The 23,307-nt window shown below is 42.2% G+C and carries 18 protein-coding genes and 1 pseudogene; 7 read left to right on the top strand and 12 right to left on the bottom strand.

Annotated elements, in window-relative coordinates:
• Positions 1–2: 2 nt before the first annotated feature.
• The 6 genes and pseudogenes from HMPREF1532_RS19335 (at position 3) to HMPREF1532_RS19360 (ending at position 10,056) form a co-directional block, all read left to right on the top strand.
• Positions 3–1,298 (top strand): acetylxylan esterase, encoded by a 1,296-nt coding sequence (locus HMPREF1532_RS19335; protein WP_005934019.1) that lies wholly within the window; start codon positions 3–5, stop codon positions 1,296–1,298.
• A gap of 27 nt (positions 1,299–1,325) precedes the next feature.
• Positions 1,326–4,037 carry a glycosyl hydrolase family 28 protein gene (locus HMPREF1532_RS19340; RefSeq protein WP_244266451.1) on the top strand — a complete coding sequence of 904 codons (2,712 nt, stop codon included), beginning with the start codon at positions 1,326–1,328 and terminating at the stop codon, positions 4,035–4,037.
• A gap of 647 nt (positions 4,038–4,684) precedes the next feature.
• Positions 4,685–5,470, top strand: a pseudogene (locus tag HMPREF1532_RS21875) (helix-turn-helix domain-containing protein); the annotation flags it as partial.
• 137 nt (positions 5,471–5,607) lie between these two features.
• On the top strand, positions 5,608–5,973 hold the full coding sequence (locus tag HMPREF1532_RS19350; RefSeq protein ID WP_005934028.1) for a BlaI/MecI/CopY family transcriptional regulator: 366 nt from the start codon (positions 5,608–5,610) through the stop codon (positions 5,971–5,973).
• Between the two features lie 18 nt (positions 5,974–5,991).
• Positions 5,992–8,028 (top strand): M56 family metallopeptidase, encoded by a 2,037-nt coding sequence (locus tag HMPREF1532_RS19355; RefSeq protein WP_005934032.1) that lies wholly within the window; start codon positions 5,992–5,994, stop codon positions 8,026–8,028.
• A 144-nt stretch (positions 8,029–8,172) separates the two neighbouring features.
• Positions 8,173–10,056 (top strand): TlpA family protein disulfide reductase, encoded by a 1,884-nt coding sequence (locus tag HMPREF1532_RS19360; RefSeq protein ID WP_005934034.1) that lies wholly within the window; start codon positions 8,173–8,175, stop codon positions 10,054–10,056.
• Between the two features lie 286 nt (positions 10,057–10,342).
• Here HMPREF1532_RS19360 and HMPREF1532_RS19365 read toward each other — a convergent pair whose 3' ends face one another.
• From HMPREF1532_RS19365 to HMPREF1532_RS19410, 10 genes are all read right to left on the bottom strand, one after another.
• Positions 10,343–11,449 (bottom strand): Mrp/NBP35 family ATP-binding protein, encoded by a 1,107-nt coding sequence (locus HMPREF1532_RS19365; RefSeq protein ID WP_005934037.1) that lies wholly within the window; start codon positions 11,447–11,449, stop codon positions 10,343–10,345.
• Positions 11,450–11,599: 150 nt separating this feature from the next.
• Complete coding sequence (gene trmB, locus HMPREF1532_RS19370) at positions 11,600–12,358, bottom strand: tRNA (guanosine(46)-N7)-methyltransferase TrmB (RefSeq protein WP_005934039.1); 759 nt, start codon at positions 12,356–12,358, stop codon at positions 11,600–11,602.
• Positions 12,359–12,510: 152 nt separating this feature from the next.
• On the bottom strand, positions 12,511–13,125 hold the full coding sequence (locus HMPREF1532_RS19375; protein WP_005934041.1) for a DUF975 family protein: 615 nt from the start codon (positions 13,123–13,125) through the stop codon (positions 12,511–12,513).
• Positions 13,126–13,156: 31 nt separating this feature from the next.
• Positions 13,157–14,176, bottom strand: a complete 1,020-nt coding sequence (locus HMPREF1532_RS19380; protein ID WP_005934043.1) for a branched-chain amino acid aminotransferase — start codon at positions 14,174–14,176, stop codon at positions 13,157–13,159.
• A gap of 49 nt (positions 14,177–14,225) precedes the next feature.
• Positions 14,226–14,435, bottom strand: coding sequence for an exodeoxyribonuclease VII small subunit (xseB, locus tag HMPREF1532_RS19385; protein ID WP_005934046.1), 210 nt, complete (start codon positions 14,433–14,435; stop codon positions 14,226–14,228).
• A gap of 7 nt (positions 14,436–14,442) precedes the next feature.
• Complete coding sequence (gene xseA, locus HMPREF1532_RS19390; RefSeq protein WP_005934050.1) at positions 14,443–15,699, bottom strand: exodeoxyribonuclease VII large subunit; 1,257 nt, start codon at positions 15,697–15,699, stop codon at positions 14,443–14,445.
• Positions 15,696–17,048 (bottom strand): S8 family peptidase, encoded by a 1,353-nt coding sequence (locus tag HMPREF1532_RS19395; RefSeq protein ID WP_005934052.1) that lies wholly within the window; start codon positions 17,046–17,048, stop codon positions 15,696–15,698. The genes xseA and HMPREF1532_RS19395 overlap by 4 nt, the downstream gene beginning before the upstream one ends.
• A gap of 22 nt (positions 17,049–17,070) precedes the next feature.
• A complete protein-coding gene (mnmA, locus tag HMPREF1532_RS19400) occupies positions 17,071–18,156 on the bottom strand; it encodes a tRNA 2-thiouridine(34) synthase MnmA (protein WP_005934054.1) in 1,086 nt (361 codons plus the stop codon).
• A gap of 101 nt (positions 18,157–18,257) precedes the next feature.
• The gene (locus HMPREF1532_RS19405; RefSeq protein WP_005934057.1) at positions 18,258–19,247 is read right to left on the bottom strand and encodes an agmatine deiminase family protein; all 990 of its coding nucleotides are present in this window, start codon (positions 19,245–19,247) and stop codon (positions 18,258–18,260) included.
• Between the two features lie 13 nt (positions 19,248–19,260).
• Positions 19,261–19,977 carry a hypothetical protein gene (locus HMPREF1532_RS19410; protein WP_005934060.1) on the bottom strand — a complete coding sequence of 239 codons (717 nt, stop codon included), beginning with the start codon at positions 19,975–19,977 and terminating at the stop codon, positions 19,261–19,263.
• Between the two features lie 586 nt (positions 19,978–20,563).
• Between HMPREF1532_RS19410 and HMPREF1532_RS19415 the strand changes: the two genes are divergently transcribed.
• Positions 20,564–21,442 carry an exodeoxyribonuclease X C-terminal domain-containing protein gene (locus HMPREF1532_RS19415; protein ID WP_005934064.1) on the top strand — a complete coding sequence of 293 codons (879 nt, stop codon included), beginning with the start codon at positions 20,564–20,566 and terminating at the stop codon, positions 21,440–21,442.
• A gap of 114 nt (positions 21,443–21,556) precedes the next feature.
• Here the strand turns inward: HMPREF1532_RS19415 and ispF are convergent, their stop codons facing one another.
• Positions 21,557–22,036 (bottom strand): 2-C-methyl-D-erythritol 2,4-cyclodiphosphate synthase, encoded by a 480-nt coding sequence (gene ispF / locus HMPREF1532_RS19420; protein WP_005934067.1) that lies wholly within the window; start codon positions 22,034–22,036, stop codon positions 21,557–21,559.
• Between the two features lie 78 nt (positions 22,037–22,114).
• Positions 22,115–23,305: a type IX secretion system outer membrane channel protein PorV gene (porV, locus tag HMPREF1532_RS19425; RefSeq protein ID WP_005934069.1), complete on the bottom strand. Its 1,191-nt coding sequence runs from the start codon at positions 23,303–23,305 to the stop codon at positions 22,115–22,117.
• Between the last annotated feature and the right edge of the window lie 2 nt (positions 23,306–23,307).

The raw sequence follows: 23,307 nt of genomic DNA on the forward strand, positions 1-23,307 counted from the left end.
TTATGAAAAAATTAAATATATTATTTCTTTTTATCTGCTATTCATGGGGTTGTATCGCACAGCCCATGAAACAGATGATTCAGGTTTCAGTGGTTCCGAACAGTGAAAACTGGCTTTATAAATTAGGAAAAGATGCTGTGTTTACCGTCACTGTAACCAAGAACGGTATTCCAATGAAAGGAATAAAAATACGCTATGAGTTATCCCAAGATATGTTAGAGCCTTTTAAACAAAAAGAACTCCTATTAAAAGACGGAATAACCACTATCAATGCAGGAACTTTACGAAAGGCCGGTTTCTTACGCTGCCGGGCTTTTGTAACGATAAAGGGAAATACATATGAAGGCAGAGGTACGGCCGGATATGAACCGCACACTCTCTTGCCAACAACTGAAATGCCGGCCGATTTCCAACTTTTCTGGGAACAGGCAAAAGCCGGGAACAAAGAGATAGCAATGAATCCCTGTTTACGTCTACTTCCCGAAAAATGTACCTCCAAAGTAGATGTATATGAATTAAGCGTACAATCTTTCCAGCGTGGCAGCCGTATGTTCGGAATACTTTGTATACCTAAAACCGAGAAAAAATGCCCTGCTCTATTGCGGCTTCCGGGAGCCGGTGTCCGTCCCTATGAAGGACATATTGCCGAAGCGGAAAAAGGATACATAACATTGGATATCGGAATACATGGAATACCTGTGACCATGCCGGCTTCCGTATACCACAACCTACGGTCCGGTTCTCTCGATAAATATTGGAATTTTAACTGGGAAGATCGAGATATGGTGTATTATAAACGTGTATATCTCGGCTGTATCCGTATGATCGACTATATATACTCTATGCAAGAGTTCAATGGTGACCTTATTGTTTATGGCGGTAGCCAAGGCGGTGCACTATCGCTCATAACAGCTGCATTGGACAACCGGGTAACAGGCTGTGTCGTTTTTTTTCCTGCATTAGCAGATCTGAACGGCTATCTACACGGAAGAGCCGGAGGTTGGCCACACTATTTTAAAGATAAACATATAAACGATCCCATTATTAGAAAGAAAGAGCAGGTAATGGCATATTATGACGTTACCAATTTTGCCCGGATACTAAATAAGCCAGTGTTCTTCTCTTTCGGATATAACGATATGGTATGCCCTCCTACAACATCATACGTTGTATATAATAGTATTTCCTCACCCAAGACTTTTATACCGGCACCGGAAACAGAACATTATAACTATCCGGAATTATGGGAAGAAGCATGGAAATGGGGTGAAGAACTATTGAAAGCCCCCAAAAAATAATTGTTTAATTTTATATATTTAAGTATTATGAAAAAGATAAAAATGTTTGAATCTCTAAGGTATTGGGGGACGTCCCTCATTCTCTGTACTGGTATATCGTTCAATACATGGGCTATCGATTTTTCTTCCGGTACAGGAACAATGGAAGATCCTTTTGTCATCAGCACGGCTGACGAACTGAATAATATGAGAAATAATTTGGCCGCCCATTACAAATTAGAGACTGATATCGACTTATCGACATGGATTGAAACAAATTCCCCAGAAACCGGTTGGCAACCTATAGGAACATCTGCCACACCTTTTACTGGAAATTTTGATGGCAATGGACATGCTATCGAGAATATCTGGATAAGTATGGATTCTGAAAATGTAGGCTTCTTCGGAGCTGTCGGCGGTAACGTCACCATAAAAAGATTAGCAATAATCATTGCAGACGGCAAAAGAATTACCGGAACCAGTAATGTAGGTATCCTTACCGGACTTTCTACTGTGGTGGAAGGTAATAAACATACCCGGATAGAAGAGGTATATGTAGCAGGAAATGTAGAATCAAAAGGAAACTTAGTAGGTGCTATTGTCGGAAGGAATAATAACCAAAACATCTCAATCGTCAATTGTTATGTAAAAGGAAATGTTTTTGCAACGGCCGATGGAGTTGGCGGTATCATGGGAAGTTCTTACGGAGCATGTACAACTCTCATTGACAAATGCTATGTTTTAAACAATATTCAAGTAGATGGCGGTGGATCTACCGGTGGCATATTAGGTACAGTCAGCGCACCGGATGCTTCCATCGAACAAATGAATGCAACAATCTCCAACTGCGTTGCCATTAATAAAACAATCACTGTGCGTGACGCAACTCCCAGCCGTATCTTTGCCTGGGCCAAACAAGATAAAATAACACTAAGCAACAACCTCGCTTTTTCAGGATGCACCATCAATGACGCTCCTTTCTCAAGCACTGATGCCAATGGCAAGAACGGGCAGGATAAAGATGCAGAAGAATTAGCAATACAATCAACTTATGATGGTTGGGATTTTGAGTCGGTATGGACTTTGGGAAATGAAGCATACCAACTTCCTGTACTGAAAACAGTTTCATTATCCAAACAGCCCGTTGACGAATATAATTTAGGAGTAGAGTCGGATAATCCATTTGTCGACCTGGTTCCTAAAGGAGGAGAACTGAATGTAGTAGAATCTTGTGGGGTATCAAATAATGGACGAGATGATGTCACAGAGTTAATGCAACAGGCTATTGATGCTTGTTCTATGAAAAAAGCAACGGTTATCGTGCCTAAAGGCCGTTACTCGATCCGTCCCATCTTTTTACGTTCCAACATGACATTAAAACTGGAAGAGGGTGCACAATTATTAGGAAGCCGTACTATTCAAGACTATCGTGATGCATTCCCCGAAGCCGGTGCTATCGAAACCAGCGCTTTGGTATTCGGTAAAAATATTGAAAATGTAAAAGTAATAGGGCCGGGGTTAATTGACGGACGTGGAACTGCCCCCGACTTCCAATTCGGCAATAGCAAAGGCGATCGTCCTAAAGTACTTCATTTTGTTAATTGTAAAGACGTGGTTGTAGAGAATGTAACCTTACAAAACTCTGCTTTTTGGACAGCTCATTTCCTGCTATGTGACGGAGTAAAAATAAAAGGAGTAAAAATCTACAGCCATTCAAATTGGAATAATGACGGATTGGACATTGACTCCAGAAATGTAGAAATCGAAGATTGCTATATTGACTGTGACGATGACGGCATATGCATGAAAAGCGACCGAGGAATTTTCGTAGAAAATGTTACCGTAAAAAATTGTACAATACGGACTAATTGCAATGCAATAAAATTAGGAACTGCAGGAAAAACCGGATTCAAAAACATCACATATACCGATTGTGTAATAGAAAAAGCCAGTGAAGACAATTTCCGTAAACACTATGAAAGTGACAAGCTTGCCTGGTGCGGCATAACTCTCCAAGGACCTTCAACTATCTCCGGTATAGCCTTGGAATCAGTAAATGGAGGAGTATTAGACGGTGTCACGATATCAAATATCCAAATGAAAGATGTACATACGGCTATTTTCCTCCGATTAGGAAAACGTGAAGGTTCCGCAAAAATGAGTGAACTGAAAAACGTAGTAATTTCAGATATCAAAGCCACTTGCGTCAGTAAAGTAGCCAGTTCAATTGTAGGTGTACCGGGAGGAATTATCGATAATGTATTAATCAAAAATGTAGAGATCACCTTACCCGGTGGCGGTACAATAAACGATGCCAATGCAAGTATTCCGGAAATGATTGATGCCTATCCGGAATCCAACATGTTTGGAAAAGCATTGCCGGCTTATGGCTTTTATGTACGACATGCCAATAATGTGAAGTTCGAAAATGTAAAATTTAACTTGACAGGAGCTGATGTACGTCCGGATTATGTATTCGATGACGTAACCGGAGGAGAAATAACCGGCATATCTCCGATTGTTGAAGGTAAAGATTTCCAGATAACATTCCAAAACGGATCTTTGAATATTCTGCCTAATGTAGAAAATTATATAAAGGTAGACGTCATTGATATTTCCGGAAAAACAATTTATTCTACAAGACAGAACGGTAATACCACAAATAATAATATCAATATTGACCTGCCGGAACGCGGCATATATATCATCTCTATCCAAACCGATAAAGGTAATATTGTGCGCAAGGTAATATACCAATAAGCTATAAAGCTCCTTGTTAAAATCCTCATGAGAATAAAAGTCATGGTAAATTCTCATGAGGGTTTAAACTTTAAGTAAACAGAATACTCATGAAAAAATATATCCAAACTTTACTATTGCTATTTCTTTTATGCTCTGTAAAAGATATATTTGCCTCCCCGGCCAAACAGGTAAACAGTTGGAATAACTTATCCAGCAGTTCAACTACCGGTATCTTTCAAAACGGAACTCAAACACTTACAGACCTTAATCAAGCACTATACATCAACATCTCTTCCAGTAACTATACTCCAAAAGCAGCATACAGTTTCTTTCATAATAAAAAGTTACTGCATAGTTTTTATATCATGACTCTTCCCCTATGGTATCCGATAATGGCAGCATACATTATTTATACGTTATTCGTATTAAGTGTTATCATTGGAATACTTCGTTATGCCAAGCAAAAATACGAACCGAAAATGTCTATTGGCAAACTATCAGATATGCCTTATCAACAACCACAAGCTGCCATTATCTTACCGCAACCAACCATTACAGAAAAACCGTCTGCCTTTTTGGAGAAGGCTTCCGACCCTATGCTTAAAAGTAATATAACCATAAAAGAACCTATCAGCACAAACTTCAAAAGTGAATATCCAAAAGCCGAAATTACAGTTTTAATAATTAGCAGCAATAAGGGCATTCCAGACACACTAAAAAATATGCTATCCGATGAATACACAATTTTTACCGCCCCAAATAGCGAGGAAGGACTATCTATGGTGAAACAGGAACCCCCAAATCTGATAATTATAGACATTACAGTACCTAACATTAATGGAATTATCCTAACCGAACAAATAAAAAACAACAAGTACACAGTACATATTCCATTAATCGTTCTATCCGACCAGAATACAACCGATGAAAAGATAAAAGCCATCGAATCAGGAGCAGATGCTTATATCTCCACACCTTTCAATAACGAATACTTAAGAGTCTTAGTCAAACAACTTATCAAAAGACAAAAAGATCTGAAGCAATACTATACGAGTTCTGCCAGTGCGTTCGACTTCAGTCATGGGCAGTTACTATCCAAAGAAGACAAGGAGTATCTGCAAACTGCCACAGAAATAATTAATGATAATATGGACAACATATCGTTCGGTCCCACAGAATTGGCTGCCGCCATGCAGACAAGCAGCCGAAACATGTATCGCAAATTCAAAAACCTGAATCAGCTGCCTCCAAAAGATTTTATAAAAGAACAAAAAATCAATTATGCAGCCAAACTATTACTCACCACAACTTTAACAATACAAGAGGTTATGTATCAAACGGCTTTCACAAACCGCTCTCACTTTTATAGAGCATTTGCCAAACGCTACAACCAGACTCCAAAGGAATACAGGGAGACCAATAAGCAGAAAGACAACTCTTTATCTAACTGAAAAAGGAAACATTACACAAAAACAAACTTTCGTCCGGACATATACTTCTCCCCTATTTGCATTATTTAACCCATTGACTATTGTTTAATTACGAAACTTTCGTAGATTTGCATCATAATCGTAATTAAACAAACTCCATGGAAAAGCTAACTATACAAGAAGAAGAAGTGATGATTTACATCTGGGAACTGGAAAACTGTTTTGTAAAAGAGATAGTGGCCAAATTCGAACCACCTGCTCCTCCTTATACTACCATTGCATCGATAGTAAAAAACCTTGAGCGAAAAGGGTATGTAACGGCTCGGCGCGTAGGCAATACCTATCAATACACTCCCGCCATACGGGAAAGCGAATACAAACGAAGTTTTATGAGCGGAGTAGTACGGAATTACTTTGAGAATTCCTATAAAGAGATGGTTTCCTTTTTTGCCAAAGACCAGAAAATCTCGACCAGCGACTTGAAAGAGATCATCGACATGATTGAAAAAGGTAAAGAAGAATAACGAATAAACAGTAAAATCATGACTCCGGAACTTGCATATTTTCTGAAAATCAACGTAGGCATTGCACTATTCTACGCCTTTTACCGGTTGTTCTTGTACAAGGATACCTTTTTTCATTGGCGGCGGACGGCACTACTCTGCTTTTTCGGGGTTTCACTCCTCTACCCGATGCTCAATCTGCAAGAATGGGTGAAAGCACACGAGCCTATGGTAGCAATGGCCGACCTTTATGCCACGACACTGCTTCCGGAAATTGTATTTGATGAAGTGACGATAACCGCCGGTATCAATTGGCAAGACATAACGCTCACATCGCTAAAGGTGATTTATCTGTGTGGAGTAATCCTCTTCTCCATTCGTTTCATAGTACAGCTAATCAGTATCATCCGTTTAAGGATACGATGTAAAGCAATGCAAATACAAGGTGTACGTATATATGCCCTGAATAAAGCAAGCGGTCCATTCTCCTTTTTCCATTGGATCTTCATTCATCCGGAATCACATACGGAAGAAGAATTGGCCGAAGTACTGGTACACGAACTTACCCATGCCCGGCAAATACACTCGGCGGACGTAGTATTCGGAGAATGGATGTGCATCGCTTGTTGGTTCAATCCTTTTGCCTGGCTCATGAAACGCGAAATACGAAACAATCTGGAATACATGGCCGACCAGCATGTATTACAAACAGGATATGATCATAAAACATACCAGTATCACTTGTTGGGACTGGCTCATCATAAGGCTGCAGCAACTCTTTATAATAGTTTCAATGTTTTACCACTCAAAAACCGAATTACAATGATGAATAAAAAAAGAACGAAAGAGATAGGAAGAACCAAATATCTGATGTTTCTTCCACTGGCTGCCCTGCTGATGATAATCAGTAACATCGAGGCAGTGGCCCGGACAACAAAGGATTTTGCCAAAGATGTGATACAGGCTGTTGAAGAGAAAACAGGGCAAACAGGCGAAACGCTACAACCTGTTGCCGCAGAAACCTCCGAACCGACAACTCCGACAACAACTCCCCTCCAGGAAAAGAAAGTGGAATACAAAGGAGTAGTAGTTGACGACACTGGAAAAGGACTGGCTAACGCCACATTAGGAGCAGAAATTCTGAATGACGGGACTTTTCAGAAAATAAATATTCCGAATACAAAAACAGACGCCAATGGTAATTTTTCTTTCACTGCAATAGAGGGCATCACCACGATTACCATTGACAATAAAGACATTTCTGCTTCTATGAATATCAAAAACCAAGACCGTCTCAATCTGAAGATAGTGCTTCTAAGTGCAGCTGCCAGAAAGAAAATGGAGGAAAATTTGGAGGTATTCGACATTGTTGAAAAAATGCCTGTTTTTCCCGGAGGGCAAACGGCTCTGATGGAATATATAAGCCAAAACCTGCGTTATCCTGCAAAAGCACATCAGGAAAGAATCCAAGGACGGGTTATCGCCGGTTTTGTTGTAGAAAAAGACGGATCGATCAGTACGCCGACAATTGTACGATCTGTCAGTCCGGAAGTGGATGCAGAGGCCATACGGGTATTATCGACCATGCCTAAATGGACTCCCGGCACTCAAAGAGGAAAAGAAGTACGTGTCCGTTATACCGTTCCCATCCTCTTCAAACTGAGCGAACCGGAAGCGGAAGAAATAAAAAACAGCAAACTGGACGAAGTTGTCGTAGTAGCGTATGCCGCTGACGAAAACACAGCTACAGATGCATCGGATACTATTCTCGAGAATGCAGAAGAAATGCCTAAATACCCCGGTGGAACCGAAGGTCTGATGCGCTATCTGGCCAAAAACATCAAATACCCGGTCGATGCCCAGAAAAGTAAAACGCAAGGACGCGTGGTCGTACAGATCATAGTCGATAAGGAGGGCCGTGTTACCAGTCCGAGGATCGCGCAAAGCGTGTCACCCTCGTTGGACGCAGAAGCAATACGCGTAGTAACAGGCATGCCACGTTGGGAACCCGGGAAAAATAAAGGAGAAGCGGTAGCCGTGCAATACACGCTCCCTATCAACTTCAAACTCCAGTAAAAAACTCTCTCTTACACTACATTAATTGAAAAAGGAAGAAGGGCCCATTACTTTATGGCGCACTTCTTCTTTTTTTATACACAAAACACAGATTCTAACTATATAATTCTTATTTTTGTATATAACTCTATAAATGAATATACCATGAAACAATTAGCGCTCATTGCCTGCTTTCTACTAAATGTGGCATATACGCAAGCCCAAGAAAAAATGATTGAACAGCCTCCCTTTTCCGATTGGAGCTCTACAAGTATCGAAGTAGACAAAGTGGCACTGAGCGACACAGCCACCGTATTGCACATCAAAGCGTTCTACCGCCCCAAAAACTGGATAAGAATAGCATCCGGTAGTTTTCTGAAAGGAGATGACGGAGAATTATACCCTCTTCGCTACGGCATAGGCATTGCTCCCGACCAGGAATTCTGGATGCCGGAATCCGGACAGGCAGAATTTAAACTCGTCTTCCCACCCTTGCCCGAAACGGTCACCTCCATTGATTTCTCGGAAGGCGATACAGAAGGTGCTTTCAAAATCTGGGGTATCCGACTGGACGGTGAACTTCCCAAACTAAAGTTGCCGGCAGAAGCAACAGTACGCGTCAAGAAGTTATCGTCCCTCCCCATCCCTGCCATCCAAAAAGGAAAAGCCCTGTTAGAAGGTTGCTTCCTCAATTATCACCCAGGAGCATCCTCTGACTTTACCATTTACCTCTCCGGGGCCCTGAACCTGAATCAGAAAGTAAAGATAAAAATAAAAGATGACGGCAGTTTTTCTGAAGAGATACCGGTATTGACCACTACTCCTGCCATCATGTACACCGGATCCGGTGCCATCAGCCTCTTATTAGCTCCCGGAGAAAAAACAAATATCTTTATCAACCAACGTGAAATCTGTCGCCGCCAATCCAAGTTGCACAGAGAAAAGAAATCCGATGAAGCAAACGTTTACTACGGAGGATACTTAGCCGGATTATCGGCCGAAATCAATAAACTGAACTTCCAAACTGAAATAGATTCTGATTACCCGCTATTCATTCAAGAACTAAAAGATAAGAATGCAGAAGAAGTAAAGGCCTATATTCTAGAAAAACAGCAAAGCAAACTCCGGGAGATAGAAAATTTGAAAGCCACAAAAGCCTGTAAGGCAGTGCTTCACAATGCAGTGAATGCATCGGCAGCATCCCTCCTTATGTTCGTTCCTCAAATTGTACAACGTGTACATATCGTTAATTATAAGCTGGAAGGTGAAGCAAGTAAGGAGTATGTAAAGAACAATCCGGTGCAACTCCCGGATAATTTCTACGATCTATTAAAGGATTTCTCCAACCTCAACACTCCGGAAGCTCTCTATACCCCCCAATATGCACGCCTTACCGCAAGCCAGACATTCAGAAAAGCATTCGGCAAAGCACTCGGAACGGACAAAGGTATTTATTTCGACTTATCTATAGTAGCAAACGTACTCAACGGGATCAGTGAATTTACTCCCGCATCCGAGGAACAACTGGCACAGATTGCAGGTTTGGACAATCCGGCCTATCTGGAAACCGTGAAAGAGAAGAATACCGAACTTTTAGCTAAAATAGAACAGAATAAAAAGAAGACCGGATTCACCATCAATGAGGCGGGAGAAGTCAGTAATGAGGATTTGTTCGCTTCCATCATTTCCAAATATCGCGGACATACATTACTGGTGGATTTTTGGGCAACCTGGTGTGGTCCGTGCCGCACGGCAAATAAGGCAATGATCCCCATGAAAGAAGAGCTGAAAGACAAAGACATCGTTTATGTGTATCTCACGGGAGAGACCTCGCCAAAAGGGACATGGGAAAATATGATACCGGATATACACGGTGAGCACTTTCGGGTAACAGACGAACAGTGGAGTTATCTAATGGATTCATTCAGCATCAGAGGAGTGCCTACCTATCTTCTCGTCGACCGCGAAGGAAACATTACCTACAAAACAACCGGATTTCCCGGGACAGACAAGATGAAAGAAGAATTACTGAAAACACTTGATAAATAATAACGAAATTCCGCCTCTACAGGATGTATACTAATACAAACAGTAGAGGCGGAATTGTAAGTCTTCCATTAACGGACCACCGTCATAATGCCCGTGTCGGTTTGAATAACGCCCGCATTAGTTTCAATACGTTGAAACTAATTGTTCCATACAGACGAAACGGTTCGTTTCATACTATAGAAACCATCCGTTTCATACTGATGGAACCGAACGTTTCAATAAATTGAAACCATGCATTGCCTTACTCGCAAAAGTAACGGGAAAGCATCTCATTCCCTTTTCGGGATTACTTGTGCATTTCTACAATCTGAGTAGGAGCTTTCTCTACATTCCTGCGATCTACCTGCCGGACTACAGCAGCCGCCAATGATAGGAAAGCGCGACCGGTCATCGTATTTTCATCCAATGCAACAGGAGTACCCTTATCACCGTTTTCACAGATACTCTGTACGATAGGTATCTGCCCTAACAAAGGTACATTCATCTCTTCTGCCAACTTCTTGGCGCCCTCACGGCCGAAAATATAATATTTATTATCCGGCAGTTCGGCAGGAGTAAACCAAGCCATGTTCTCCACCAAACCCAAAATCGGTACATTTACCTTGTCATTGGTAAACATATTGATACCTTTGCGGGCATCTGCCAAAGCAACCGCCTGCGGAGTACTAACCACTACAGCACCGGTCATGGCCAATGTCTGTACCACAGTCAGATGGATATCACTCGTACCCGGCGGCAAATCGATAAGGAAATAATCCAGTTCTCCCCAGGCAGCATCGCCAATAAGCTGTTTCAATGCATTACTGGCCATCCCCCCACGCCACAAAGTAGCCTGATCCGGGTCGACAAAAAAGCCTATGGAAAGAAGTTTCACCCCATACTTTTCTACAGGAATGATCATATCACGCCCGTCTATCTTCTCGGCATACGGACGGGCGTCTTCCACCTGAAACATTTTCGGCATAGAAGGACCGAAAATATCGGCATCCAGCAATCCCACTTTATAGCCTAACTTGGCAAGAGCCACAGCCAGATTGGCCGCTACGGTAGATTTCCCCACCCCTCCTTTTCCGGAAGAAATACCAATAATATTTTTTACCTGCGGCAATAACTTCCCGACTTCCGGACGCGCCGCCTGAACTGTTTTCACACTGATATTACCTACGATTTCCACTTCTTTGCCTACATGAGTAAGGATAGCCGTTTCGGCAGCCTTAACCACCGACTTCATAAACGGATCGGTAGGTTTCTCAAAAATAAGGGAAAAAGAAACTTTCATTCCCTCGATACGGATGTCATCCTCCACCATACCGGCTTCAACAAGATTCTTTCCGGTACCGGGATAACGCACTGTTGCCAATGCATCTAATATTAACTTTGGATAAAGTGCCATAATTATTTACGATTTGACGATTTACAATTTGACGATTGATAAATGATGACCGATGATTTATGATTTGGCGATTGATGATTTGACGATTGATAACTTAGAGATCATCATTTATCAATCGCAAAACCGTAAATCGTCAAATCGTAAATCCCTTTACTTGCTGGTTTGCAATCCGCTCCGCTTGCTACGGTTATAGCTACGATACGAATCAAGCTCTATTTCAATGTCCGGCTCATGCAATTCTCCTGCTTGGGGAAGCCGGAACTTGATATACTTTATACTTAAACCACGATCGAGCCACTGTTGTTCATAATAAGTTTTAATGCCTAAGATATCATCTACAAGATCGGAATGATAAAGATCCTCCGTAATAAATTCTACCGGGAAACGGTTTTCCTCAATCATGTAGCGGGTATAAGTAAACATAAAGTTGCTGTCTGTTTTCAGATGAATAATGCCGTCCGGCTTAAGGAAGCGGCGATAGCGTTCCATGAAGTATGTGGAGGTCAATCGCTTGGTCGCTTTCTTCATCTGCGGATCAGAAAAAGTCAACCAAATTTCACTCACCTCTTCCGGAGCAAAGAAGCGGTCTATAATCTCGATATTTGTACGCAAAAAGGCTACATTCTTCATTCCCGATCGCAAGGCATCGGTGGCTCCGGTCCACATACGCGCCCCTTTAATATCGACACCGATGAAATTTTTATCGGGAAACATCTGTGCCAGTCCTACGGTATACTCTCCCCGACCACAGCCCAATTCAAGCACAATCGGACGGTCATTGCCGAAAAACTTTTCATGCCACTTGCCTTTCATATCAAAAGCCACATTGTCCGCCACCGAATAAGGATACTCAAACACATGCGGATAACTTGCCATATCGGCAAATTTCTCTAATTTCCCTTTTCCCATATAATAATTGCAATTAGATTGCAAAGTTACTTACTTTCGGCGGAAACGGCAAAAATAAATGGAGTACAGATTTCTCCATACTCCATTATTAAGGATATAAGAACCTGCTTTAGTTTCTCTCAGAACACAAAAACAGGTCGAAAAGTATTATCTTAGATTTCCACCGTACCCTCTACAATGACTTCTTCTACTGCCTGTGCTTTCAAATCTTCATAGAAAGCAGCATGAGCTGCCTGCATGTAAGGCTGCAAAAAGAAGTATCCGATACCCAATGTGAAAAGACACAGGATGGCCCAGCCGATAAAGCTAAGATCGAGCAAGAACAGCTTCATCTTGTTGCCTTCCATCATGGCCATACTTTTCTCAATAGCGCCATTATTAGCCAATTCGGGTTGATCTTTCAAGATAAAATCGGTCATTGCATACGAATAATACTTGATAATACCCGGAATAACCAGCAACAAGGTCCACAACACTGTATAAATGGCTTGAAGCAATTTTGTGCCGATGATACGTCCATAGTCGCTGAATCCATCAAACAGTCCTCCGATATTCACATCACTGCCTCTGAATACATCCAATATCACAATGGCATAACCATAAGCTATCGGCAACGTTAACAGAAGGATCAATATTCCGACTACCGGAATGGCAGACAATCCACCAACCACTGCACTGTAAATTAAGGTAGCAATCGCCGCCATCACCCATTTATCAGTAAGAGCAGCACGCGCTTCTGCACGTAATTCTGAATTTTGTTTCAACATAAGATATAAGATTAATAATGATTAATAAAAGTTATTCCACTACAGTTACCCAATTGTGTGTATCCGGCTCATCACCATACTGGATAGCACGCAGCTTATTATACAACTTCGTACAAACCGGGCCCGGCTTGCCATCCTTCGAGATAACATAAGAATGATCATTTTCCGGATCATCGATACGTTGTATCGGACTGATTACGGCAGCCGTACCGCAAGCACCCGCTTCTTCGAATGTCGCCAGCTCCTCTTCGGGCACCGGGCGGCGTTCCACTTTCAGCCCCATATCTTCCGCCAACTGCATCAAGCTCTTATTGGTAATGGAAGGCAGAATGGATGTAGACAACGGAGTGATATAGGTATTGTTCTTTATACCGAAGAAATTGGCCGCACCACACTCGTCCATATACTTCTTTTCTTTTGCATCCAAATAGAATTCAGCAGAATAACCGGCTTTGTGAGCCTCCTGGCTGGCACGCAGACTGGCAGCATAATTACCCCCCACCTTAAAAGTTCCTGTTCCCAACGGAGCAGCCCGGTCATATTTTCGGGTAATGACATACGGAGTAGTGGCAAATCCTCCTTTGAAATAAGGACCTACCGGAGTGACGAAAATAACAAAAAGATATTCGTCGGCAGGACGTACACCGACTTGTGCTCCGGTACCGATCAGTAACGGACGGATATAAAGAGAGGCCCCCGTCTCATAAGGCGGAATAAAACGCTCGTTCAGTTTTACCGCTTTCAGAACTGCCTCTTTGAAACGTTCGGTAGGAAGTTCCGGCATTAGAATTCCCCGGCAGGTAGATTGCAAACGCGCGGCGTTTTCTTCAAGACGGAAAATACGGACTTTACCATCTTTGCCACGAAAGGCTTTCAGCCCTTCAAAAGCTTCCTGACCATAGTGCAGACAGGTAGCTGCCATATGCAGATTAAGAATTTCGCTGCTGCTTATTTCCAGTTCGCCCCATGCGCCATCGCGGAAATTAATTCTCACGTTGTAATCTGTCTTCATATATCCGAATGACAAATTAGACCAATCTATTTCTTTCATATTATTAAGTAATTAGTTAAATTCTCCTATCAGACAACAAAAATAACTTTTATTCTTTAGATTGTTGCCTTTCCTGCAACAATTTTTCGACTTCATGATCAGCTTTCGTCAGTTTCTCTGTACAAAAGGCTATAATTTCATTGGCCTCCTTTATCTTTTCTGCCAACACATCTATTTCCAGTTCATTATTGTCAATCTGACGGACAATCTTTTCCAAGCGTTCCATTGCTTGAGAGTAGGTTTCTTTTTTTGCAGACATCTTTTTGTTATTTACGATTGGACGATTTACGATTTACGATTGAAGTCAGTTCTCCTTTGTGCAGACGGGTAACGATTTCATCCCCCGGAACAATCCCGGACAGGTCGGTTACGGGAACTCCGTTTTTCAAAGTGATGCTGTAACCGCGAGCCAGAAGCTTATCGGGCGATGCATCGGCAATACGTTGCTGCAACAACTCTAACTTATGCCGGTGGCGAGAAAGCATTGTCACCGAGCTTTGCATCAAATCTTTGTGTACAGTTAGTAAACGCAGGCGGGCATCCGACAATCTCCTGACAACAAGAGACGGAATGCGTGCCTGACAAGAAGAGATCCTCCGATACTCCCTTTCAAGAAAAGAAGAAACACCTTCTTGAATACGAGCGGACAAATATTCCAACCGGCCGGCAGCCTCCTCCATACAATTTATTAATAATTCGGCAGCAGCTGTCGGGGTTTTCACCCGGGTATGCGCCACAGAATCGAGCACAGTATCATCACGTTCGTGACCGATACCGGTAATGATAGGCAATGGAAATTGCGCACAGGCTGCAGCCAAAAGATAGGTATCGAAACCGGATAAATCGGACGTGGCCCCCCCTCCCCGGATGATAACAACCACATCGAAATCATTCAACCGCCTGTTGACACGATCGAGCGCATCCAAAACAGAGCTTTCTATCTGGGCACCTTGCATCAAGGCCGGAAATAACTCCGTATAAAAAAAGAATCCCCGGGAATTGTGTTGCAACTGATGGCAAAAGTCTCCATAACCGGCAGCAGTAGCCGAAGATATGACGGCTATACGCTGTGGCAATACAGGCATCTCGAGTTCTTTGTTCAGTGTCAGTACCCCTTCCGCTTCCAATTGCTGTAAAATCTCCCGCCGACGCAGAGCCATATCTCCCAATGTATATGTGGGGTCAATATCCTGTACAGTCAGGCTATATCCATACAATTCATGAAATTGCACGGTCACTTTCACCAACACCTTTATACCGGAAGTAAACAGTTGCCCGGTAGCCTCTTCAAAATAAGGTTTCAACAGGCGGTATACATTATTCCAGATAGTTCCCCGGGCTTTAGCTATCAGATTATTGCTGCGCGGATCTTTCTGCACGAATTCCAGATAACAATGTCCGGTAGCATTAGATCGTACATCACTCAACTCCGCCTGTATCCAATATTCATCGGGCAAGCATTGTTCCAGACTCCGCCGTACCAATGCATTGAGATCCAAAAGGGTCAGTGCTTCCTGTTTCATTTTGCCGATTGATAAGCCTTCCACATATCAGGAATCCCATATCCGTAAATATTATCGGGAGAATCGGCCCGATCACCCGAACGCCGTACCAGTTCTATCAGTTCTTTCGCCGTCAGATCAGGCAACGCTTGCCACAAGCAAGCCACCATGCCACACATGATCGGTGAAGAAAATGACGTACCGTTGGCCCCTCTCACTATTCCATCCGTCCCCATTACGTCCGAACCCAATCCGACTGCCATCACATCCGGTTTCACACGACCGTCCGCCGTATTTCCGATAGATGAAAAAGGAGCCAACACGCCTTGCTTGTTAATGGCACCTACGGTCAGCACATTTTCCGCATCACCCGGAGGAGTAGTCTTTTTCCAAGAACCGGAACCGGCATTCCCGGCACTGCATACTATAACCATGCCTTTATCCGCCGCTTTCGCAGCCTGACGGGACATCAAGGCAAATTTTCCATCCAAATCACAATAACGGTAATCTTTCGATGGATCATCAAAAGCATAATATCCTAATGAAGTATTCACTACATCCACTCCCACGCTATCTGCAAACTCGAGTGCGGCCGCCCAATAATCCTGTTCTACCAAATGCTCCGAATACTCATCTTCACTGCGCAGCAGCCAGAATGAAGCTTCAGGTGCCGTACCGACCATCACATGAGGCTGATTCATACCGATGCACGAAAGCACACTCATACCATGACTGCTTTCGGCATAAATGTCGGCATCAGGATTCACAAAATCTTTCACTCCTAACACACGGATATTTCTCATTGCCGCTATGCTGTCCGCATTATGAAAACCGGCATCGATGACGGCAATCGTCATGCCTTGCCCCTTAAATCCGGCATCATGTAACTTGTTTCCGTTACTAATCTCTATCTGACGCCGTGCGGGGCCATACACTTCTTCTATCCATAAAGGCGTATTGATCAATGAATCCCGTTTGGTAGCCATCGCCGGCTGCTCCGGATCAGGAGCAGTCCAGACCTTCTCCGTAGTACGGACAAAAGGCAGTTGGGCTATTTTATCTATCAATGTCGTATCATTGCACGACACAGTAACGAAATTGTCCCACTTGCCCGTGGTCACAATCTTCACTCCTTTTTTACGAATAGCGTCCACATATTTCCGACACACCGGTAAGTCTGTAGAGTCTATTGCCAGCCCTTGCTTCTGGCGACGCTCAATTGCTTTTTTCGAAAGAAACTCTTCAGGACGATCCAAAGCATAATCTGTAACAGCCTTGTCTGTCAGGTTAATACGATATTTCAACGTGTCCTGTTGCGCCGATGCCCCGATAGCAGAAAGCAGTAAAGCGGCAAATATTAATTTCTTCATATTGTTATATATCAGCTTTTTATTAAAAATCCTTATTCTCTTCCATAACCAGTCCGATTCCCCGTTGTGAAGCGATAAACGCTCCGCCAATCACCCGGCGATCGTCATAAAACACAGCCGACTGTCCCGGAGTAATGGCCGAAGCCTCTGTCCGGAACTTCACAAAAAGCCGTCCGTCCGTCAATCTTCTCACCCGGCAAGGAATAGGACGGCTGCGATAACGGATACGTACCGCCAAGTTTTCACAGGCCAAAACCTCCTGTTCATCAATCAAATGATCCTGCTCGACAATCATATATTCCGTGCGCAGTTGTTCTACATCCCCTAACATTACTGTATTTTTTTGCGGATTTATCTTCAGCACATACGCCGGTTTGCCCAGAGCAATCTCAAGTCCCTTGCGTTGCCCGATGGTATAATACGGGAAACCTTTGTGTTGCCCCAATTTCACCCCTTCGGCATTCACAAACCACCCCGGGCCGATTTCCGTATCCAATTCCGGACATTGTTCACGCAGGAAGTCCCGATAATCTCCTTTGATAAAACAGACTTCCATACTTTCTCCCTCTTTCGCCTTTGCTTCGTATCCCTTATCATGGAGGTAATCACGCACTTTCAGCTTTGTATAATTTCCCAATGGGAAAATGCAGCGCCTCAACACCTCTTGTCCCAGTCTCCAAAGAAAATAAGACTGGTCTTTCTTTTCATCATCCCCTGCCACAATGTATACATTCCCATTCCGTTCTTCCAAACGGGAATAATGCCCGGTAGCAATCCAACCGCAATTCAGCCGGTCTGCCCACTCCGTCAACACACGGAATTTGAACAACGGATTACACATGACACATGGATTGGGAGTCCGTCCCTGGCGATATTCATCAATGAAGTTTCTTACGATTGTATCTTTGAAAGGTATACGTTCATCAGCTACATAGTGTTCGATTCCCATCCGGGCCGCCAACTCTCTGGCATCCTGCGGTTCATCTCCCCAAACCCGCATGGTTACTCCCACTATCTCGTATCCCTGCTCTTGCAACATCAAGCAGGTGGCAGTGCTGTCTATGCCGCCACTCATGCCCACTAATACCCGCTTATTCGATTCTTTCATTCCACATCTGATTATTGCATTCGTGCAAATGTACAATATTCCCATCAGATAGCCATACGGAGTAGAAAAAAGAGTAAAAATGGCATTCACATATACTCTTATTAATCACTTAAACACTTCATATAGTATTCAACAACACCTGGATTTCTCTCTGCAAAACGAACAATGTCATATTTACACATGTATCTAATATCTTCATCCGTAAAAACAATCTCTTCTTCAAGTTCTGATCTATTAAGCAAATTTAGAAAACGGATATGGTTCTGATCTACTTTCCTGCACCAAGTAATACAATTTAACCCACCTCCATCAGCTACAAGAGCTTCTATATCCACCTGCTCTATATAACAATCGGGATAAAGCTGTTTTATCTGTGATAATGCCTGTTCATCTTCTTTTATATTCAATTTAGGAAGGATCATAAGTTTACCTACTGTGAGGAAGTTTATATATGCCCAGTTACGAGAATCTCCATCTTTTACTTCATAATGCAAAGACTCAACCTTAAACACCTTTGAAAGCCTTCTACTACATTCTTCATAATATTCAGTATCGTAGTCATCGTAATTAGTAATAAGCACAGAGTCACCGGATATTGGTTTTACTATTCCATCGGAATGCCCATATATTTCCGACCGGTCCCATGGAAGAAAAACAACCTCGCATTCAAATAATTTTTCAATTTTACTCCCAAGAGAAGATGGTGACATATCTGGATTTTCTTGAAAAACCTTTTCCGTCATGATTACTTTATCACCTACCTTTACAATATTTCCTCCATCCATGATTATATTCGTATTTGTAGTTTTCAAGCCCAAACGCATACAAACTTCCTGAGAATCTGTTATGAACCTCTTGTCTGATTTCCTTTTAAGAAGATAATCCGGATAGTAGCGATAACAAAGAAAACGATCCTCGTCTATCTGAACAGGCATATAATCTCTACACCATATATCATTAGTACATGGTATTATATCGTATGCTACATTATTTTTCTTAAGAACAGTAACCAAATCAATATATATTTTCGGATATTCTTTTTCCAGCCATGAAGAAAAATATACTACATTAGTTTCATAATCCGCTATCATCTTCTACTTTGTCTTAATTCGTTTTGATTTTAAATAACCATTTTCTTGTATCTTGATAATGACCAGACGGTGTTTTATCTTCAGCATTCTTATCATCACACACGTCCTTTATATACTTGCCATTCACTTCTATAAATCGTGCCACGTTTTTCCGGACATTTATTTCTATCTTCTCTAATTCTATCTCATCGCCGTCTTCCCATGATACATTAAATCCTCCGTCAAATATTGAAAACTGCGAATATATCGCTTCATAAAGATGTGTAGGATAAGTTATTATTTTATTTTTATCCATCCATTCTTTATTTTTATATCTCTCCTTTTTTTTACCACTATCATCCACTCTGAATTCTCTTACAAGAGCCGACAGTCTTACAGCATTCTTTTCATTTTCGCCTTTCTCAAAAGTGATATCTATGCCTGAAACATGATTGTGTAATACACCTAATGGAAAAATAGGCTTATCCTCCTTAAGACTGTTACGATGATAAACTATATAATCTTTTACCCCATTTTCTCGTTCCTCGTGACAGTAAATCTCCACACAAGTCGGATGTATCTTTACCATATCTTCCCCTTTCATTACCAAAAAGTAACCACTAAGTATGGCCTGAGCTATTTTCCAGAATTCTTTTGGAGCTAAATTTCCTGCGATATTTTCGTTCTCAATTACCTCCTGTCTAAAAACATCGTCAATGCTAAAATTTATAAGTTTTTCTTTTAATTCCATATTATAATCATATTATTTAATATATTAATTAATAACAATTTACGTACAAAAATACAACCTATTTTTGAAATTCAATACTCCATAACATTTTTATTCACTTCCAACTATTCAAGTGGTATGCGACACTCCAAGACAGGGTATGCCCGGTGCTCACCGCCCGTATGCCTAATGCTTACGCCCCGTATACCCGGTACTTGGGAGATATTTGCAAAAAGACCGAAAAGCGGGATGTGCCTTCACCCTATATCACCGATGAATAGGGAGCTTGATGAAAAAAGGTGAAGCCGGTGAAAGGGGCAAAAAATATACAGAAAAGACATTCTGAAGAATAAAAAACATTCACCGGAAAAAAGATGCTACATCTTTTTTTGAAACCTGCACATCTTCCTGTTGAAACCTGTTACATCTTTTTTTGAAAGGTGCTATGTGTTTTTGAAAAAGATGCTACGTCTTCAAGCAGACAGGAGTTACTAATTGATGGAGGTATATGGATTTTGATTGACACTGTCACAACTTATTTTTTCACGATTACAAAGTTGGATTATTCGAAAGAAAACCTTATATTTGAAAATAATAAATCTCATATATGGCCAATCCAAGACTACCGGGAATATCCGAAACCGAAGAAACCCTCTTGTACGCCAAACTAAATGAGTACAACCGGGGTAGAATATCCTTCAAAGAAGCAGGTGCTTATCTTATCGTGCTACCACGGTCCGGACATAGTAATTACTCCTTATGGGTTTATTCGCCGGAACCGGAAAAACAATCCATATTATTCATACACGATCTGTCTCCGGATATTTATGAGGCATTACGAATGGCCAGTACCATGTTTTATTTCTCAAAGCGTTGCCTGCTTATTGTGGATTATAACCTCAAAAGGATGCAGAGCAACGGAGACGATCTCATCCCATTCGGAAAATATCGCGGCCACTATCTGCACGAAATTTTGAAAGTAGATCCCGCCTATCTAAGTTGGATCGCTTATAAGTACACCCCAAAAATCCCCAAGCAGGAACGTTTTGTAGAAATTGCCAAAGTTTATCATTCGGTACATCTGGATCTGATGCAACGAAAAGCCAGACAGAAACAGGAAGCAGGACGATTTTTAGGAAATATAGGAGAGAAAGTAACAGATCTCACTTTGAAAGTTCTCAAAGTAAGGATAGAAGACGATCCGTACAAAACCCGGGTGAACGGAACTACCGTATTGTTCTATGTCCGGCAAATCGTAACATTGGCAGATCCGTCAGCAAACCGGGTAGTCATCCGGTTTACAAGCAAAAGCCCAAGCCAAGAATCGTGTCAAGTGCCAGCTACCGAACGCGAATACAAAGTGAATGAACTGATACATATTGCTTCGGCACGGGTGGCACGGATTTATGAATTACACGGCATGAAATATACCCGCTTAAGCCATGTAAAACTTCAGGAAATCAACAGTTATGCTAACCGTTTTTAGAGCATTTACTGAATATACTTACTTCAAGGCAGTCTCTTAATCCCATTTATTTTGGCAATATCCCTTTTTAGCGAATGGGGCGGTTAGTGACCGTCCTATAAATGAAAAGAAATATTATACTTTCTCGATCAATACGGTAGCATAAGCGGAAATCCCCTCCTCACGGCCGGTAAAGCCGAGTTTTTCTGTAGTAGTAGCTTTAATGGAAACATCGTCGGTATCTGTTCCCATCACCTCAGCCAGTTTCTCCTGAATAGCGGGGATATGAGCCTTCAACTTAGGACGCTCGGCACAAATGGTAGCATCGATATTACCGACACGGTATCCCTTTGTAGCAATCAGACCAACCGTTCTTTTTAATAATATCTTACTGTCAACATCCTTAAACTCACCGGCAGTATCAGGAAAATGGAAACCAATGTCACGCATATTGGCAGCTCCCAACAGAGCATCACAAATAGCATGAATCAGTACATCCGCATCCGAATGTCCCAGCAAACCTTTTTCGTGTTCCAAACGGATCCCTCCTAACCACAGCTCACGACCTTCCACCAACTGATGGACATCAAAACCGAAACCTACACGTATCTTCATTTTTATTCATTAATTATCTGAAACAATAAGGCAGACCAAACCGATCTGCCTCCTATATTCATATCCGGCCTTATTTTATTAACGCCGGCGTCCAAACAAATCTCTGATGCCGTCAAGATCAAATCCCAATGTGAAGCGCAATGTCTGGTCGAGCGGGTTACTCTGTGCCGTAGATATCAGATAAGCAGCATCCAACGAGAACACACTCATCTTGAAGCCGGCACCGAAAGAGAAGTACTTACGGTTACCTTTGTTTTCGTGTTCATAATGATAACCACCGCGAACAGAGAACTGATTGTGATAAGTATACTCCACACCCAACGACCATTGGATTTCCTGAAGTTCTTCTTTAAAACCACCGGGGGCATCACTGAAAGACTTGAAAATTCCCTTGATCGGAGAAATATCATTGTATCCTTCTGCATCCAACCAATCATTATATCCTGATGTGTCTTCCGCACCGGTTGCCGCTTGATATTGTTCTTTGGTAGGGCGTGTAGGCACCATCAGTTTATTCAAGTCCAGACTGAATGCAATCGTATTATAGTCATCAATCGGAGCAAGCAATGAACCGCCTAAACGGAAATTAGTAGGTAAGAATTGACTGTGGGCTCCACTGTCATAAGAGATCTTCGTACCGATATTGGAAAGATTCAATCCGAATGAAAGCATGCACTCGCGCTGGGCAAGCATGATATAATTCGTATAATAAAACGCAATATCAGCCGCAAACGCAGAACCCGGAGACACTTCTTCGTCCTGCTTATAAGCCAAATCGGAATAGATATAACGAAGGGCAACAGCCGCAGAAAAGCGCTCGGACAACATGCGCGAATAAGCCACGTCTACTGCCATTTCATAAGGGCTGATATTGTAACCGCCGGTACCGTCAGAGCCTTGTCCTACCGGTACTTCACCCAAAGAAAAATAACGGAGCGAACCACTGATAGCCTGATAATCACCGATACGATAATATCCGGCCAGATAGGCCAAGTCGATATCACTTACCAATTTGCGTAACCAAGGAGTATAAGAGATCGATACCCCTGCACGACCGATAGTAAACGGATACTTGGCAGGGTTCCAAAACTGTGAGTTATTATCCGGATCGGTAGCGGCGCCGACATCCCCCATACCACCACCGCGAGAATCGGGAGCGATACCGAGAGAATTGACACCTGTGTTAATTGGATTGAACTCATCTTTCTGCGCCCATGTACTGACAGAGAAAGCAAAGAACAGTAAAAATGTTATAAATATTTTCTTCATAA

The sequence above is a fragment of the Bacteroides salyersiae WAL 10018 = DSM 18765 = JCM 12988 genome, assembly GCF_000381365.1.
GTDB lineage: Bacteria > Bacteroidota > Bacteroidia > Bacteroidales > Bacteroidaceae > Bacteroides > Bacteroides salyersiae.

Excerpts from the sequence above, each read along its gene's own strand:
- mnmA (WP_005934054.1), bottom strand. The coding sequence starts at position 18,156 with ATGAAAGAATCGAATAAGCGGGTATTAGTGGGCATGAGTGGCGGCATA.
- porV (WP_005934069.1), bottom strand. The coding sequence starts at position 23,305 with ATGAAGAAAATATTTATAACATTTTTACTGTTCTTTGCTTTCTCTGTC.
- HMPREF1532_RS19405 (WP_005934057.1), bottom strand. The coding sequence starts at position 19,247 with ATGATAGCGGATTATGAAACTAATGTAGTATATTTTTCTTCATGGCTG.
- xseB (WP_005934046.1), bottom strand. The coding sequence starts at position 14,435 with ATGTCTGCAAAAAAAGAAACCTACTCTCAAGCAATGGAACGCTTGGAA.
- trmB (WP_005934039.1), bottom strand. The coding sequence starts at position 12,358 with ATGGGAAAAGGGAAATTAGAGAAATTTGCCGATATGGCAAGTTATCCG.
- HMPREF1532_RS19410 (WP_005934060.1), bottom strand. The coding sequence starts at position 19,977 with ATGGAATTAAAAGAAAAACTTATAAATTTTAGCATTGACGATGTTTTT.
- HMPREF1532_RS19355 (WP_005934032.1), top strand. The coding sequence starts at position 5,992 with ATGACTCCGGAACTTGCATATTTTCTGAAAATCAACGTAGGCATTGCA.
- HMPREF1532_RS19340 (WP_244266451.1), top strand. The coding sequence starts at position 1,326 with ATGAAAAAGATAAAAATGTTTGAATCTCTAAGGTATTGGGGGACGTCC.
- HMPREF1532_RS19365 (WP_005934037.1), bottom strand. The coding sequence starts at position 11,449 with ATGGCACTTTATCCAAAGTTAATATTAGATGCATTGGCAACAGTGCGT.
- HMPREF1532_RS19395 (WP_005934052.1), bottom strand. The coding sequence starts at position 17,048 with ATGAAGAAATTAATATTTGCCGCTTTACTGCTTTCTGCTATCGGGGCA.
- HMPREF1532_RS19360 (WP_005934034.1), top strand. The coding sequence starts at position 8,173 with ATGAAACAATTAGCGCTCATTGCCTGCTTTCTACTAAATGTGGCATAT.
- HMPREF1532_RS19375 (WP_005934041.1), bottom strand. The coding sequence starts at position 13,125 with ATGTTGAAACAAAATTCAGAATTACGTGCAGAAGCGCGTGCTGCTCTT.
- ispF (WP_005934067.1), bottom strand. The coding sequence starts at position 22,036 with ATGAAGATACGTGTAGGTTTCGGTTTTGATGTCCATCAGTTGGTGGAA.
- HMPREF1532_RS19335 (WP_005934019.1), top strand. The coding sequence starts at position 3 with ATGAAAAAATTAAATATATTATTTCTTTTTATCTGCTATTCATGGGGT.
- xseA (WP_005934050.1), bottom strand. The coding sequence starts at position 15,699 with ATGAAACAGGAAGCACTGACCCTTTTGGATCTCAATGCATTGGTACGG.
- HMPREF1532_RS19380 (WP_005934043.1), bottom strand. The coding sequence starts at position 14,176 with ATGAAAGAAATAGATTGGTCTAATTTGTCATTCGGATATATGAAGACA.
- HMPREF1532_RS19415 (WP_005934064.1), top strand. The coding sequence starts at position 20,564 with ATGGCCAATCCAAGACTACCGGGAATATCCGAAACCGAAGAAACCCTC.
- HMPREF1532_RS19350 (WP_005934028.1), top strand. The coding sequence starts at position 5,608 with ATGGAAAAGCTAACTATACAAGAAGAAGAAGTGATGATTTACATCTGG.